This is a genomic window from Microbacterium sp. HM-570 (genome assembly GCF_054165885.1).
In genome coordinates, this window is record NZ_CM135111.1 from 237969 (window position 1) to 252517 (window position 14549).

At 67.0% G+C, this 14549-nt stretch carries 16 protein-coding genes, 2 tRNA genes and 2 pseudogenes; 10 read left to right on the forward strand and 10 right to left on the reverse strand.

Translation table 11 applies throughout. The features are described 5' to 3' along the window. Nucleotides 1–27: 27 nt before the first annotated feature. A pseudogene (locus ACT9TC_RS01100) lies at nt 28–1173 on the forward strand (FAD-binding dehydrogenase); the annotation flags it as partial. Between the two features lie 131 nt (nt 1174–1304). Here the strand turns inward: ACT9TC_RS01100 and ACT9TC_RS01105 are convergent. Next, entirely contained in the window at nt 1305–2696 is a 1392-nt protein-coding gene (locus ACT9TC_RS01105; protein ID WP_458041077.1) for an IS1380 family transposase, read from the reverse strand. A gap of 127 nt (nt 2697–2823) precedes the next feature. On the opposite strand from ACT9TC_RS01105, the pseudogene ACT9TC_RS01110 reads away from it, so the two are divergent. Then, a pseudogene (locus ACT9TC_RS01110) lies at nt 2824–3372 on the forward strand (FAD-binding protein); the annotation flags it as partial. Between the two features lie 12 nt (nt 3373–3384). Here the strand turns inward: ACT9TC_RS01110 and ACT9TC_RS01115 are convergent. After that, nucleotides 3385–4026 (reverse strand): hypothetical protein, encoded by a 642-nt coding sequence (locus ACT9TC_RS01115; protein WP_458041645.1) that lies wholly within the window; start codon nt 4024–4026, stop codon nt 3385–3387. Between the two features lie 76 nt (nt 4027–4102). Between ACT9TC_RS01115 and ACT9TC_RS01120 the strand changes: the two genes are divergently transcribed. After that, a complete protein-coding gene (locus ACT9TC_RS01120) occupies nt 4103–5002 on the forward strand; it encodes an acyl-CoA thioesterase (protein WP_458041646.1) in 900 nt (299 codons plus the stop codon). Nucleotides 5003–5077: 75 nt separating this feature from the next. On the opposite strand, the gene ACT9TC_RS01125 is transcribed toward ACT9TC_RS01120, so the two are convergent. The 4 genes from ACT9TC_RS01125 to ssb all read right to left on the reverse strand — a co-directional run bounded on the left by ACT9TC_RS01125 (nt 5078) and on the right by ssb (nt 8457). Then, complete coding sequence (locus ACT9TC_RS01125) at nt 5078–5551, reverse strand: acyl-CoA thioesterase (RefSeq protein WP_458042976.1); 474 nt, start codon at nt 5549–5551, stop codon at nt 5078–5080. A 43-nt stretch (nt 5552–5594) separates the two neighbouring features. Next, a complete protein-coding gene (gene ettA / locus ACT9TC_RS01130; protein ID WP_458041647.1) occupies nt 5595–7277 on the reverse strand; it encodes an energy-dependent translational throttle protein EttA in 1683 nt (560 codons plus the stop codon). A 71-nt stretch (nt 7278–7348) separates the two neighbouring features. Continuing rightward, nucleotides 7349–7849: a DUF6993 domain-containing protein gene (locus ACT9TC_RS01135; protein ID WP_458041648.1), complete on the reverse strand. Its 501-nt coding sequence runs from the start codon at nt 7847–7849 to the stop codon at nt 7349–7351. 71 nt (nt 7850–7920) lie between these two features. Beyond that, nucleotides 7921–8457, reverse strand: a complete 537-nt coding sequence (gene ssb, locus ACT9TC_RS01140; RefSeq protein WP_458041649.1) for a single-stranded DNA-binding protein — start codon at nt 8455–8457, stop codon at nt 7921–7923. Between the two features lie 246 nt (nt 8458–8703). Between ssb and ACT9TC_RS01145 the strand changes: the two genes are divergently transcribed. Then, the gene (locus ACT9TC_RS01145) at nt 8704–8982 is read left to right on the forward strand and encodes a hypothetical protein (RefSeq protein WP_458041650.1); all 279 of its coding nucleotides are present in this window, start codon (nt 8704–8706) and stop codon (nt 8980–8982) included. Nucleotides 8983–9079: 97 nt separating this feature from the next. Here ACT9TC_RS01145 and yczR read toward each other — a convergent pair whose 3' ends face one another. Then, nucleotides 9080–10519, reverse strand: a complete 1440-nt coding sequence (gene yczR / locus ACT9TC_RS01150) for a MocR-like transcription factor YczR (RefSeq protein ID WP_458041651.1) — start codon at nt 10517–10519, stop codon at nt 9080–9082. A gap of 62 nt (nt 10520–10581) precedes the next feature. On the opposite strand from yczR, the gene yczE reads away from it, so the two are divergent. Further along, on the forward strand, nt 10582–11268 hold the full coding sequence (gene yczE / locus ACT9TC_RS01155) for a membrane protein YczE (RefSeq protein WP_458041652.1): 687 nt from the start codon (nt 10582–10584) through the stop codon (nt 11266–11268). 21 nt (nt 11269–11289) lie between these two features. Here the strand turns inward: yczE and ACT9TC_RS01160 are convergent, their stop codons facing one another. The 3 genes from ACT9TC_RS01160 to ACT9TC_RS01170 all read right to left on the reverse strand — a co-directional run bounded on the left by ACT9TC_RS01160 (nt 11290) and on the right by ACT9TC_RS01170 (nt 12562). Next, nucleotides 11290–11520: a methyltransferase gene (locus tag ACT9TC_RS01160; protein WP_458041653.1), complete on the reverse strand. Its 231-nt coding sequence runs from the start codon at nt 11518–11520 to the stop codon at nt 11290–11292. Between the two features lie 55 nt (nt 11521–11575). Beyond that, a complete protein-coding gene (locus tag ACT9TC_RS01165; RefSeq protein ID WP_458041654.1) occupies nt 11576–12469 on the reverse strand; it encodes an alpha/beta hydrolase fold domain-containing protein in 894 nt (297 codons plus the stop codon). Between the two features lie 20 nt (nt 12470–12489). Continuing rightward, nucleotides 12490–12562 (reverse strand) — tRNA-Arg (locus tag ACT9TC_RS01170). A 69-nt stretch (nt 12563–12631) separates the two neighbouring features. On the opposite strand from ACT9TC_RS01170, the gene orn reads away from it, so the two are divergent. The 5 genes from orn (at nt 12632) to ACT9TC_RS01195 (ending at nt 14523) form a co-directional block, all read left to right on the forward strand. Then, entirely contained in the window at nt 12632–13252 is a 621-nt protein-coding gene (orn, locus tag ACT9TC_RS01175; RefSeq protein ID WP_458041655.1) for an oligoribonuclease, read from the forward strand. 36 nt (nt 13253–13288) lie between these two features. After that, nucleotides 13289–13364: transfer RNA gene (locus ACT9TC_RS01180), tRNA-His, on the forward strand. Then, nucleotides 13365–13715 (forward strand): metallopeptidase family protein, encoded by a 351-nt coding sequence (locus ACT9TC_RS01185; RefSeq protein WP_458041656.1) that lies wholly within the window; start codon nt 13365–13367, stop codon nt 13713–13715. It abuts the tRNA gene before it with no gap. Next, on the forward strand, nt 13706–14011 hold the full coding sequence (clpS, locus tag ACT9TC_RS01190; RefSeq protein ID WP_458041657.1) for an ATP-dependent Clp protease adapter ClpS: 306 nt from the start codon (nt 13706–13708) through the stop codon (nt 14009–14011). The genes ACT9TC_RS01185 and clpS overlap by 10 nt, the downstream gene beginning before the upstream one ends. Further along, the gene (locus tag ACT9TC_RS01195) at nt 14008–14523 is read left to right on the forward strand and encodes a DUF2017 family protein (RefSeq protein ID WP_458041658.1); all 516 of its coding nucleotides are present in this window, start codon (nt 14008–14010) and stop codon (nt 14521–14523) included. Before clpS ends, ACT9TC_RS01195 begins: the two co-directional genes overlap by 4 nt. The last annotated feature ends 26 nt before the right edge of the window (nt 14524–14549 follow it).

A 14549-nucleotide genomic window follows, 5' to 3' on the forward strand; every position in this document is an offset into this window, starting at 1 on the left:
CACGGATCCATCGACGAAGGAGTCGCCATGGCCGATACCTCCCACACGACCGATGTTCTCGTGATCGGCTGGGGTCTCGCCGGACTCGTCGCGGCAGCGCACGCACTGGACGCGGGCAAGAAGGTCACGATCATCGACCAGGAGCCCCGCAGCAACCTCGGCGGGCAGGCGTGGTGGTCGTTCGGCGGGCTGTTCTTGGTCGATTCGCCCGAGCAGCGGCGGATGGGCATCACGGACTCGCTCGCCCTCGCGCGACAGGACTGGTTCGGCACCGCCGGCTTCGACCGCGAGGAGGATGCCTGGCCCAGGCGTTGGGCCGAGGCTTACGTCGAGTTCGCGTCGGGCGAGAAGCGTGCCTGGCTCCGCGAACTGGGCATCGGCCTCTTTCCCGTCGTCGGCTGGGCGGAGCGCGGCGGGTACACAGCCATGGGTCCCGGCAACTCGGTGCCCCGTTTCCACATCGCCTGGGGCACCGGGCCCGCGCTGGTCGCGGCTTTCCAGGCGCGGGTCGAGCGCGGCGAAGCTGAGGGACGCGCGACGGTGCTCGCGCGTCACCGAGTCACCGCCCTGGTGACTCACGACGGCGGCATCGTCGGCGCGGCGGGCGAGATCCTCGCCCCCTCCGGAGCGCCGCGCGGCGAGGCGACATCCCGAGAGGTCGTCGGATCGTTCGACATCACGGCGGGTGCGACCGTCGTCGCCTCCGGCGGAATCGGCGGCAATCACGCGCTCGTGCGGAGCCGGTGGCCCGGGCGGCTCGGCACTCCCCCGAGACACATGCTCTCCGGAGTCCCGGCCTACGTCGACGGGGCCATGCTCGACGTAGCCGAGAGGGCAGGAGCACACCAGATCAACGGCGACCGGATGTGGCACTACGTCGAGGGGATCCAGAACCACGATCCCGTCTGGCCGAATCACGGCATCCGGATCCTCCCGGGACCGTCATCTGTGTGGCTCGATGCGACCGGTAAACGTCTTCCTGTGCCGCTGTTCCCCGGCTTCGACACCCTCGGGACGCTCGCTCACCTGCGCACGACCGGGCACGACCACTCGTGGTTCGTTCTTTCGCGGCGCATCATCGAGAAGGAGTTCGCCCTCTCGGGGAGTGAGCAGAATCCCGACCTGACCGGCAAAGACCTAGCCTCGACCTTTCATGGTCGTTGTGAGCGGGGTCGAATGAGCGTGGGTGCGCTCGCTTGAACCTGATTCTGTCGCCTGGGTACGACAATGAGTCGCGTGTCGCTGCGTGGGCGGGGTTCCGGTCCGGGGCGGTGCTGTCGTGGGTGGACTGAAGGCTGCCGGCGTCAGCCGGGCGCCCGCGCGTGAGCGCGCAGCCCGGTGATCGCCGCGAGGGCCGTGGCGACCCAGGTTGCCCGGTCGGAGAGGTGCAGGGTCGTGCGCCGGCCGTGCCGCGCGATCGCTGCCGGGATGGAGAACAGCCGCAGCCGTAACCGTTTCGGTTCCCACCGGCGGGCGGCATCGGTGGGGTGCGCGAGCATTCCCATCCAGGCCATCAGTTCGGACGCGAGGGCCACGAGGTGGCACCAAATGCGGTTCTGATCGAACGCTTTCAGGGGCAGGTTGCGCAGTCCGGTGTCTTTCGCGATACGGATGCGGTCCTCGCAGCGCGCCCGCCGACGGTGCCGCAGCTCGAGGGCGGCGAGTTGCCCGCGGGCCGTGTTCGTGGCGAACGCGGTCAGGCGGTAACCGTCGACGTCATCGAACCGCAGTTGCGCGCCGGGGTGTGGTCGTTCGCGGCGCACGATGACACGCATCCCTGGCGGCCATTTCGTGAGGTCGAGGATCCCGGTGAACTCGGCGACATCCGCACCCGGGCGGCCTTCTTCGGCCGCGTTGTAGGCCGGTGCCCACACCTTCTCGGGGATCTTCCGATACAGCTCCGGGGTGAACTGAGGGAGCGTGAACCCCACCGAATACGCCAACCGGCGCCCGCTGAGCCACTTCACGAACTCGTGCGTTCCACCGGCACCGTCGGCGCGGATCAGCACGCTCTTCCCCGGCCGGGCCGAACCTCCGGGCAACTGCGCGAGCGCTTGTTTCACGACGTCGATGTGGTCCGCGGCGGTGTTCGAGCCGGCGTTGCCCGGGCGGAGCTTGATCGCGAGCGCCTCACCCGCCCCGGGTTTCCCGTGGTCGAGAAACGCGCACAACGGATGAAAGCCGAAGCCGCGCTTGTATGTCGGTGCGGCGTGTTCTTTCTCGGAGTGCGCGGTGATCAACGTCGCATCCAGATCGATGATCAGCGGGTCCTTCACCGTCGCGGCGTGACCGGGCGCGTGCTCACCGGCCAGCGACCACGCCCGCTCCCGAGCAGTGGCTCTCGCGGTGTTGATCGCAGCGATCGCGCGGTCCGGGTCAGCAGCGAGGGCCGCGATCGTGCGGGACACCGTCGGGTCTGATGCGACCGGCCCGAACACCCCTGGCTCGCCGCGGAGCACCCCGATGTCAGCGAGAGCGTCACCACCCAACGTGAGCGCGATCGCAAGATCCACGACAACTTTCCCGGGATCATGGATCGCAAACGGCTTCCGCCACGGCCCGAGAGCCTCGGACAGCGCCCGGTCAAGACCAGTGGCGCGTGCGGTTTCGGTCAGCAGCACACCGCCCGCTTGACCGATCGCGGACACCCTCGCGGTGTCAACATTCACGCGGGGATACGCTCCGGTATTCTTCACCCTGAAGGTGCTCCTTCTTGCGGATCAATACGACTCTCGACAAGCCTTATTCTCCCAGGTCAGGAGCACTTTCCCTATCCAACACGCACGGTCGCCGGACCACAAGCGTGAAAGCCCGAGGCTAGGGCTCCTCGTTCGGTCACGACTGGCGAAGGGCCCGACCGACCCCGTGCAGGCTTTCATGGACCGTGGCGCGGACTTCGTTGTCGCAGACACACTGGACCGCCTCCTCACAGGAATGGCGGCTCTGCCGGGCGGCGACGCCCTCGACATCGAGCGCGCGCGGGGTGAACTCGAGGCGCGCGACCGAGAGATCGACAACGACTTCACGAAGGATGCGCAGATCGCGATGCTGCGGTCGGCTCGCGCCTATCGCGGCGACCGGTTGATCCGCACCGCTCCACCCCACCGCATCCTGGACTCGTCGGCGGGACCCTTGATCGCGGTCAAGCTGCACGTCGTAACGCGCAAGTCGCTCGGCGGGATCGAGACCGACCTGCAGTCACGTGCGCTGGGCATCGGGGGCACCCCCGTTCCCGGATTATTCGCCGCCGGCGAGGCGAGCGGCTTCGGCGGCGGCGGTGTACACGGCTACCGCGCACTCGAGGGAACGTTCCTCGGCGGATGCCTGTTCTCGGGACGCGCGGCGGGTCGTGCAGCCGCGGCCTCGGTCTGAAACGCGTCGACGTCAGATGGTGATCGCCGCGCCGCGCACTAAAACGTGGCCGCGGGCGAAGCTGAGTCGCGCCCACGCGCCGGACTTCAGAAGCTGCACCTGTTCGGATCCCACGATGAAGCCGAGCGCCACGGCGGCGAACCCGGCACCGAGGGACAGACCCGACCAAGACTCGACGGGCTCGCTCCAGACGGATGACCGCACGCGCTGAACCGCCTCCGCTCCGGCATCGGCCGGGACAATCTCTGCGACGCGCGCCATCCCCTCGTGCGCTCGGGCCGCGACATCCGCGCTATCGATCGTCCGTACCGGCACCCACCCGCCGCGGGGCGCAGAGACGCCCGCCCACGTCGCGCGCAGGGCGGTCGCAGGCAGCTCGGCTGCTTGCGTGTCGCTCGCGGAGGCCGCGACACCAGACGCTGCGACAACGAGATCGCAGACGAGTTCGGGATCGACGGGCAGGGCTCGCAGGGCGAGGATCGTCGGCGTGCGGTCGAGCAGTCCGCGCGGCACCAGGATCGGCGCCCAGGTGGCGAGCGTGCCGCGGGATGCTTCGAGACGCACCTCGGGGTCGTTCAAGCGCGAGGCACGGGACGTGAAGGTCAGGAAGTCGTCGCGCGCCTCGGAATCGGGGAATCTGAGGGTCTGCGGCATCCCCTCTAAGATATCAAGGTGGCGGCGCCCCGGTCAGATCCAGGCGGCGGCGTCCCGATGCCGCGGGAGAATATTCGTGACTGAGACAGCCGTTCCCACCCTCCGCTCCGACGATCCGGTGGACCGTTTTCTGAACGTGCTGTCGCTCCAGGGCGGCGAGGCACGGCCGACCGAGGACATCTTCGTCGGGCAGTCCGAACCGATGCCCGGCGGGCGTGTGTTCGGCGGGCAGGTGCTCGGACAGGCCGTGATCGCGGCGCAGCGCACGGTGCCCGAAGAACGTCTGGCGCACTCGCTGCACGGCTACTTTCTGCGGCCCGGCGATTCGCTGAAGCCGATCACGTTCTCCGTCGACCGCATCAACGACGCGCGCTCGTTCTCGGCCCGCCGCATCCAAGCCTTCCAAGAGGGCGAGCCGATCTTCTCGATGATCGCGTCTTTCCAAACGGCGGGCGCAGGGCTCGAGCACGCGACACCGATGCCGGACGGGATCCCTGATCCCGAGTCGCTCTCTGAGCTGCCCCGCGGCGCCGATCAGGTGCATCCGATGTCGAAGCGTCTGTTGACGGACCGACCTGTCGAGGTGCGGCATGTTCTGCCCGCGATCTACCTCCACCCCGATCCCGATGCTCGCCCCGAGAACGCGGCATGGGTGCGGACCAGGCGTCGACTGCCGGATGATCCGGCGCTGCATCGTGCGGCGCTCGCGTACATATCCGACCACACGATCCAAGAGTCGGTGATGCGGGCCCACGGGATCGCGTGGACCCGCCCCGGCATCAAGGTCGCCAGCCTGGACGCTGCGCTGTGGTGGCATCGGCCGGCCCGTGTCGATGAGTGGTTGCTGTACGTGCAGGAGTCGCCGAGCGCGAGCTCCGGACGCGGGCTGGCAACCGGCCGCATCTACACGCGCGACGGATTGCTCGTCGCAACGTCGGCGCAAGAGATCGTCATCCGGGTGCCCACCGACTCCTGAGGGTCGCTTCAACAGGCTCAGCGACCGGCCACACACTTCCTGAGCTTGTCGAAGAGAGCACCCAGGCCGGACGCGTCAGCCGCGGCGCGCATAGACGATCGGCTCGCCGAGAAGCGGCGTCCAGGCAACGCGCTGCTCGTCCGTGAGACGTTGCGGTCGACCGCTCTCGGCATTCACCATCACCAGCACCGCCGACGAGCGCGCATACAACTCTTGCGTCTCGTGCTTGTCAGAGTCGGCCCCGAGCGGACTATAGACCTCGTAGCAGATCTCGATGCTCGAGCCGCCGATGCGGCCGAACCACATCTGCACGTCCAACGGTCGCCGCTGGTACGGAACGGGGCGCAGGTACTCGATCTCCTGCCGCGCAATCAGAGAAAGCACGCCGTGCTCGATCCCGGAGTCGAGAACCGCGGTGGATGGCGCATCCTCAGCGTCTTCGCCCGTCGACCGCCAGAAGGCGCGAATGCGCGCTTCTTCGAGCAGCTTGAGCATCGACGTGTTGTTGACGTGGTTGAACGCGTCGAGGTCGCCCCAGCGGAGCGGCATCGGCACGTGCAGCCGCACGCCGCCGGTGCCGGCGCTCAGATCGTCAGTCACGCGTGAGCTTGCGATACGTCGAACTCGAACGGTTGAGCGCGTCGGGGCCAAGGCGCTCGATCTTGTTCTCCTCGTAGGCTTCGAAGTTGCCCTCGAACCAGTACCACTTGTCGGGATCCTCTTCGGTGCCTTCGTACGACAGGATGTGCGTCGCGATGCGGTCGAGGAACCACCGGTCGTGCGTGATGACCACGGCACATCCGGGGAATTCGAGGAGCGCGTTCTCGAGGCTGCCGAGCGTTTCGACGTCCAGGTCGTTCGTCGGTTCGTCGAGGAGCAGTAGGTTGCCGCCCTGCTTCAGCGTGAGTGCGAGGTTCAGACGGTTGCGCTCACCACCGGAGAGAACGCCGGCCTTCTTCTGCTGGTCGGGGCCCTTGAAGCCGAACTGCGAAACGTATGCGCGCGAGGGGATCTCGACCTTGCCGACCTGAATCCAGTCGAGGCCGTCGCTGACGACCTCCCAGAGCGACTTGTTCGGGTCGATGCCACCACGCGTCTGGTCGACGTAGGAGATCTCGACGGTCTCACCGACCTTGAGTTCTCCGCCGTCGAGGGGCTCGAGGCCCACGATGGTCTTGAACAGCGTCGTCTTTCCGACACCGTTGGGGCCGATGATGCCGACGATGCCGTTGCGCGGCAGCGAGAAGCTCAGGCCATCGATCAGGCTGCGGCCATCGAAGCCCTTCTGAAGCTTCTTCGCCTCAAGCACGATCTGTCCCAGGCGCGGCCCCGGGGGGATGACGATCTCATCGAAGTCCAACTTGCGGGTGCGGTCCGCCTCGGCCGCCATCTCTTCGTAGCGGGCGAGACGCGACTTCGACTTGGTCTGGCGACCCTTGGCGTTGCTGCGAACCCATTCGAGTTCGCTGGCGAGACGCTTCGCGAGCTTGGCGTCTTTCTTACCCTGCACCTGCAGACGTTCCTGCTTCTTCTCGAGGTAGGTCGAGTAGTTGCCCTCGTAGGGGTACAGGCGTCCGCGGTCGACCTCACAGATCCATTCCGCGACATGATCGAGGAAGTACCGGTCGTGTGTGACGGCGAGAACGGCGCCGGGGTACTTGGCCAGGTGCTGTTCGAGCCACTGGACGCTTTCGGCGTCGAGGTGGTTCGTGGGTTCGTCGAGCAGCAGCAGGTCGGGCTTCTGGAGGAGCAGCTTGCAGAGCGCAACACGGCGCTTCTCTCCACCGGAGAGGTTGGAGACGATGGCCTCGGACGGGGGTGTGCGTAGGGCATCCATCGCCTGCTCGAGTTGGGAGTCGAGATCCCACGCGTCGGCGGCGTCGATGGCCTCCTGCAGCGTGCCCATCTCGGCGAGAAGCGCGTCGAAGTCAGCGTCGGGATCGGCCATCAGGCCCGAGATCTCGTTGAAGCGGTCAAGCTGAGCCTTGATGGGCCCGACGCCTTGCTCCACGTTCTCGAGGACGGTCTTGTCTTCGTCGAGCACAGGCTCCTGCATCAGGATGCCGACGCTGTAGCCCGCCGACAGCCGGGCCTCGCCGTTGGAGGGGATGTCGAGCCCGGCCATGATCTTGAGGATCGTGGACTTACCGGCGCCGTTCGGGCCCACCACGCCGATCTTCGCGCCGGGGAGGAACGCCATCGTGACGTCGTCGAGGATTACCTTGTCGCCGACCGCTTTGCGGGCGCGCACCATCTGGTAGATATATTCAGCCATGTCGCGTCCAGTCTACGGGCGGCACACCATCGGCTGAGCTTCGCCGGCCTCCTGGCACGGCGACGCGGGCGTCACCAGTCGATCGGACGGGTGTCCCCGATGAGGCATGCCCCGCCTTCGAGGATGGGCACCACCACCACCGCGGGTTCCGCAAACGCGGCTCCCGCTTGTCCGATCAGGCACTCGCTATTCCATGCCACCGAGAACTGGATGCTGTCCGCCACGTTGCCGATCGTCGTCTGGTCCTTGGTGACCTGCATCCGGCTCTTGTCGAAGCCCGCCGTCACGAGCGCGTCGATATATGCGCGTCCGGCCATGCGCTCGGGGCCCGCCCAGACCTGCTGAACCACGAGGGTGAAGTACGGCTGGTTGTCGGCGGCGCTTCCCTCGGGCTGCAGCGTGGGGGCCGGCGGTGAAGTGGGCGTCGCCGACGGGGTGATGGACACCGCGGGGGCCGCCGACGTCGGCGTGCCGTCTGGCGCCGGGGACTGCACGCAGGCACTGAGAGTCACCGCGGCGACGATCAGGACGATTCCACCGGCGACAGCACGAAGGGATGGACGGAGTTGCACAAGCAAAGTCTATGCGCGCCCACCGAGCACCCCACACAGCCGACGGCGACCGCCGGTCCACACCGGCCGTGTCAGAAGGGAACAGGCTCACGATCCGGCTCGTGCGACACCAGGGACTCGGCGGGCACCGATGCACCCTCCGTCGTCCCCGCGACCGTTTCGTCGGGACCTGAGTCACGATGCGTACCGGGCGCGAACCATCCCTCGGCATCTGCCGAGCCCTGGTTTGTCGAGGCGGGCGCCGTTTCCCGCGCACCCGCTCGCTCGAAGCGCGTCGTTCCCCACAACAGGTCATGTCCGATCGCCTCGGCATCGATCTCGGCGGTGGTCCCGCTGCGATCACCCTTTTCCCACGTCCGAATCCTGAGCCGCCCGCTGACGATGACCCGTTCGCCGCGCTGGAGCGATCCGGCCGCGTTGAGGGCGAGCGCGCGAAAAGCCGACACGGAGTACCAACTGGTCTCGCCGTCCACCCACTTCTCCGTCGTGCGGTCGAACCGGCGCGGGGAGCTCGCGACACGAAAAGTCGTGATCGGGATTCCGGAAGGGGTGTGAGTATGCCGCGGATCCCCCGCGATGTTGCCGACGATCGTGATGTGGTCGCTCATGACCCGACTCCTTTCGCACGGGAGGTGCGCCTCCCGACTGAGAGCACGGTGCCCTCTCCGGACAGCATGTTGCGCGGCGCTCCCGGTGCGACGTCCGATCACCTGATTCGGGGACAGTGCCGCGTAGTGCGCGCCTGGGGAGGAAGCCCACCATGCGCCGCCCACACGGACGGGCGAGCGGATGTCAAATGTCGGATGTCAGATGTCGGATGTCGAACATACATTCGATATCGAAAGGAGTTTCTCGTGACAAACCTCACACTCACCGCTTCTCTGTCGATTCACCTCGACGCCGCGCCCCCCGTGCCCTCCCCCGGTCTCCGAGTCCGGCTGACCTCAGCCGGGCCGTCGCTGTGGCGCGTGCTCGATGCAACAGGGCGCATTGTCGGCCATCTGCACCAACGCGAACACACACTCGGTTCACGATGGGCCGCGCGCCGCTACCGCGACGGGGTGGAAGGCTTCCGGACCGTTGGGGAGTTCTGGTCTGTCGATGAGGCCGTCAGCGCACTCCGAAACCGCTGACGCGTCGGCACAGGCGTCTGACGCGGCCGACGCGTCACCGGGAGGTCCGTGAGACGCCAGTCCACTGTCCACTGTCGACTATTGGTCGTGGAAACCGTCACACCACTGCGGCCAGCACCGTCTCCGTCACGGGACGACCGCGATCGCGGGCTTCGGGCCACGCCTCCGCGAGAATCTCCACCGCTCGCGTGAGCTCGATTGGGGGCGCCGTGAACGGCACACGCAGGTGCCGTTCGTGCCCGCCGTCCGCCCCGAAGCGGGGTCCGGAGGAGAGAATGAGGCCGCGGCTCCGGACAGCCAGCGCCAGGGGCGAGCTGACAGGCGCACCGAGACCCACCCACAGCGAGACTCCCCCGTGCACGGTCGGGACGGTCCACTCGGGTAGAGCTTCGGTCAGCGCACGCACGAGCGTGTCACGTCCCTCACGCAGGAGCTGGGCACGCTGCTGCAGGATCTCGGGTAGCCGCTCGAACGCAAGAATCGCGACCTGCTGTTCCAACTCCGGAGTCCCCAGCTCGCGCCGGGGTCGTGCCGCAATGAGCCTCGGGACCAGGTCGAGGTCCGCGCGGATCCACCCGATCCGCAGGCCACCCCAAACGGTCTTGCCCAGCGATCCGATCGTGACGATGTTCCGCTGAACGTAGGGGTCGAGGCCAAGCCCGAATGGCAGGCTCTCGAAGGGCCGATCGATGTCGAGGTCAGCTGTTGTCTCGTCCGCAACGACGACGGCACCGGCATCTGCCGCCGACTCGGCCAATGTGCGGCGCGTGTGTTCATCCATGGTGGCGCCGGTCGGATTCTGGAAGTCAGGCATCAGGTAGGCCAGGCTCGGTGCCGCGCGACGCAGGACGTGATCGGCGCGCTCGAGGTCCCACCCGTACTCTGCGTCGACCGGAATTGCCACGAGCCTCGCATCCGCCTCCCTGAGTGCATCGGCGGCGTGCGGATACGTCGGCGTCTCGATCGCGACGCGATCCCCGCGCCGCACGAGCACGTCCGTCACGAGTGCGATGGCGCTCTGTGCGCCGGTCGTCACGATGATCTGGTCGGGCTCCGTCGGGAGTCCGCGCGCGGTGTATCGGTCGGCGATCGCGGTACGAAGCTTGACCGCACCTACGAGGTCGTAGCCGCATCGCCCGACCCAACGCGGCGCATCGGTCGCTGCATCGACGAACAGGGCACTCAAGCCCGGCCAGGCCGCGGGGCTTGCCCGGTGCAGATCGATCGTGTCCTCGTCCCCCGGCTCGGGGATGTCCGCGACAGGCCCGACGGCACGGACAACGCTGCCCGAACCGCGCAAGCTCGCGACGTGGCCGGACTCGCGTAGATCGCGATACGCGGCGGCCACGGTCGTTCGACTCAACTCGAGCCGGGCTGCGAGATCGCGCTCCGCGGGGAGGGCAGTGCCTGGTGCGATGCGCCGGTCGAGACACAACATCCGAACGGTATCCGCCAGCCCACGGTACGCGGGCGCGCTGTCGCGCCACTCTCCAAGAAGTTGAACGAGTGCGCGGGAAGACAGTCGGGAGTCGGCCATACGTCCACCCTACGGCGATTGGCATCTATCAAAAAGGCCAATGTTGATATTGGCTCTTTATCATGTTCCACCCAACCGTCCGACCGGCACGCGCGTCAGCCGAGCGGGGTCTCCCGGCATCGCCGACGGCCTCGCTCCAGGTCCGGCGGGTCACCCAGCTGATGATCGGCTTGATTCTCTACGGCGTCGGGGTGGCCATCGTCGTGGTCGCGGGCCTCGGGGTGGATCCGTGGACCGTGCTGGCAGAAGGTCTGGCCCTACGGACGGGGATCGGCCTCGGCTGGATCACGAACATCATCGGACTCGCCGTGCTCGCCCTGTGGATTCCCCTGCGACAGAAGCCGGGGATCGGGACTATCGCCAACATCCTGGTGGTTGGCACGGCCCTGCAGTTCGCACTGCCGTTGGTGCCGGCGCCCGAAAACCTCTTGCAGTCCAGCGCCCTGCTTCTGGGCGGGGTCGCACTCGTGGGCATCGCCGGCGGCCTCTATATCGGGGCCAGGTTCGGACCGGGTCCGCGTGACGGCCTGATGACCGGCATCTCGGCGCGCTGGGGTTGGCCCCTGTGGGTGGCACGCACAGCGGTCGAGGTCGCCGTGCTGGCGATCGGGTGGACGCTCGGAGGCACGGTCGGCGTGGGCACTCTCGTCTACGCGCTCGTCATCGGACCCGCGAGCCATGCAGCCCTGCGATTGTTCGACACTCAACGACCCGCGCGCCGAGGGCCAGGCCCCACGGCCCGGACCTGATCCCGAAGAGGAGAATCCGGTTCAGTGCTCCTGGAAGGTAGGCCAATCGCTCCCCGGGCGCATCCGCGCGTAGAGCGCGGACTTCGCGACATCCATTGTGGGATACGTCCCCGCGGATGCCTCGGCCCCTGCCATCGTGACGGTGTACCCGTCTGAATCCTTGCGGATCGTCCCGACCACACCGGATTCACCGAATGCGACCCAGATCGTCCGGGTTTGCTGTATCTGACCGAGCGTCGCGTTATTCATCATCGAACTCCTTCCGACCGTGGCGACGTTACGCCTGCCCCGGGGACATCGCCAGGGGTCAGGACAGACTTCCCTGCACATGTCGTGCGATCGTCGCATAAACCGTCTCGACGACCTCGCGAGGGGCGTCGCTGGTATTGAACCCGTGGCCGACGTTCGGCACATCGATATGCCCGCGCAGGGCACCCACGCCCGCTAGCCGCTCGGCGTAGCGGATCTCTTCCTCCCGGAGGATGTCTTTCTCTGCGGTGACGATGAGCGCCGGCGAGATACCCGTCAGATCTGCTCTGTCTGCGCTCGAGGCGGGCGAGATCAATCGGTCGGTCCGTCGCCCCGCATCCGGACAGTATGCGGTGTCGAAGATTGGCCCCATACGAGCGAGAAGCGTCTCCTTCCCCTCCGAGAGCTTGGTCTTGGCCGGCACCGTCAGATCCAGCGGCGGGTACATCAGCACCTGGAGGCTGACGTGCGGCGTTCCCCTTTCGAGCGCGAGACGTGCCGCGCCCGCGGCAAGTGCGCCGCCCGCCGACTGTCCGCCAAGAACCAGCTTCTCGCCCAGCCACGGGCGTTCGATGGCGGCCGCCCACACCGCGATGTCATACGCCTGCTCGACGGGTCCGGGGAAACGAGACTGCGGCGCCGGAATGTAGTCGACGTTGAGGACGGTGACCCCGGCTTCGGCAGCGATATAGCGACACAGCGCGTCATCCTGCTCCGGATGCCGCATGACGAAACCTCCGCCGTGGAAGTTCACATAGACGCCCTTGCCGGAGGAACCGGTAGGGGGCACATACAGCGTTGCATCCGCGGCGCCGTGACGCGTCGGAATCGTCGCGTCGCGAAGAGTCACGGGAATCTCGGTGAAGGAGAGATCACCACTCGCCGGGACGTTACTCGGAAGCCTCTGCATCAGCTTCGCGACCGTATCGGCCAACCACAGCGGCATCGCCATCTCGGGCTCCTCTCCGGCGGTGCCCCCGGCAGGACTCGAACCTGCAACCACCGGATTAGAAGGCCGATGCTCTATCCATTGAGCTACGAGGGCGTCCGTTCAGGTTATCGCCTCGCCGCCGAGGTCGTCGGATGGGTCCATACCCATGGATAGGATGTCGAGATGCCAGCGCACGAGAACGACCGGCTCGTTTGGATCGACTGCGAGATGACGGGGCTCGACCTCGACCAGGACGAACTGGTCGAGATCGCCGTCGTCGTCACGGACTTCGAACTGCGCGTGCTCGACCCCGGGTTCCAGATCGTCATCAAGCCCGACCCGTCGGCGCTCGAGCACATGAACGACTTCGTCACGGGGATGCACGAGAGCTCGGGCTTGCTCGACGAGATCCCCAACGGTGTGAGCGTCGCCGAGGCGGAGTTCCTCGCCCTCGAGTACGTCCAGCGTTTCGCGAACGAGGGCAAGGCGCCTCTCGCCGGCAACACGATCGGCACCGACCGCGCATTCCTCGCCAAGTACATGCCGAGACTCGATCACTTCCTCCACTACCGCAGCGTCGACGTGTCGAGCATCAAAGAGCTTGCTCGGCGCTGGTATCCGCGGGCGTACATCCACGCCCCCGCGAAAGACGGCGGACACCGCGCGCTGGCAGACATCCGCGAATCGATCCGCGAACTCGCCTACTACCGTCAGGCCGTGTTCGTGCCGCAGCCCGGCCCCACGAGCGATGGCGCGCGCGCTGCCGCCGCCGCCGCCGTGTCTTCTTACACCCCGGGTGTGTAATACAATTGCTGGGTTACCCGGGCATACGGGTACATGGTGGGTATAGCTCAGTTGGTAGAGCGCGGCCTTGTGGTGGCCGATGTCGCGGGTTCGAGCCCCGTTACTCACCCCAATGATCGAACAGGATGCCGAGGCGTTCGAGGCGCTCGTCGTCTCGGAGCTCGACGCGCTCCCCGACGAGATGGTCGAGGGGCTCGATAACGTGGTCTTCGTGGTGGAGGACCGCCCCGAAGACGGCGGACTCGACCTGCTCGGCCTCTACGACGGCACGTCGCTGACGGAGCGGGACCGCTACGGGATCGGTGAGCTGCCCGATCGCATCATCGTCTACCGCGAGCCACACCTGGCCGTGTGCGACAACGAGGACGAACTTCGCGACGAGATCCATACGACACTCGTCCACGAGATCGCGCACTTCTACGGGATCGACGACGACCGCCTGCACGAGCTGGGTTGGGCCTGATGCCCATTGCCCTGCCCGACGTCGACCGCGAGGTCCGACAGCGCGAGAACCCCGAGCATCCGGCCGTTTGGCAGACCGTCGTGTGGAACGATCCCGTGAACCTGATGAGTTACGTCGTTCACGTCTTCCGCAGCTACTTCGGCTTCTCGACCGACCGCGCCACGGCGTTGATGATGGATGTCCACGAACGCGGTCATGCGGTCTTCGCGGAGGGGCCGCGCGAACAGATGGAACTGCATGCGCAGGCCATGCACGACTACGGCCTCTGGGCCACCGTCCGGAGGATCCCCCAATGACCGAGAACACGCTCATCCTCACGATCTCGCGGCTGGAGGCTCAGCAGCTCGCCGACCTCGTCGCTCAGTTCTCGGAGCTGCTCGAGCCACACGCCGTCGCCGATGCCGACGCAACCGATGAGTCGGACGACCCTGCGATCGCGCGACTCGCGCCGAACCCGTACCCCGATGACGCGGGCGCCGCGGCAGAATTCCACGACGCGACGCGGCACGATCTGCTCGAGCGCCGCCAGCATGACGCGCTGCGTGTGCTCGCCGATCTCGCGCCCTCATTCGCCTCGGGAGATCCGGATGACCCCAATCCGGCGGCGGACACGATAGACCTGGCAATCGAAGGGGACGCCGGTTGGGCTTGGATGCGCACACTCACCGCCATCCGCCTCGTCATCGCCACGCGCCTGGGAATTTCGGGCGATGACGATCACGACCCCGACGACGACCGTTTCGCCGTCTACGACTGGATCGGTTACCGACTGGACGGGATCGTCCGCGCGCTGGAAACCGCCGACTGAAACAGCCCGCTGGCCCAGGGTACGGT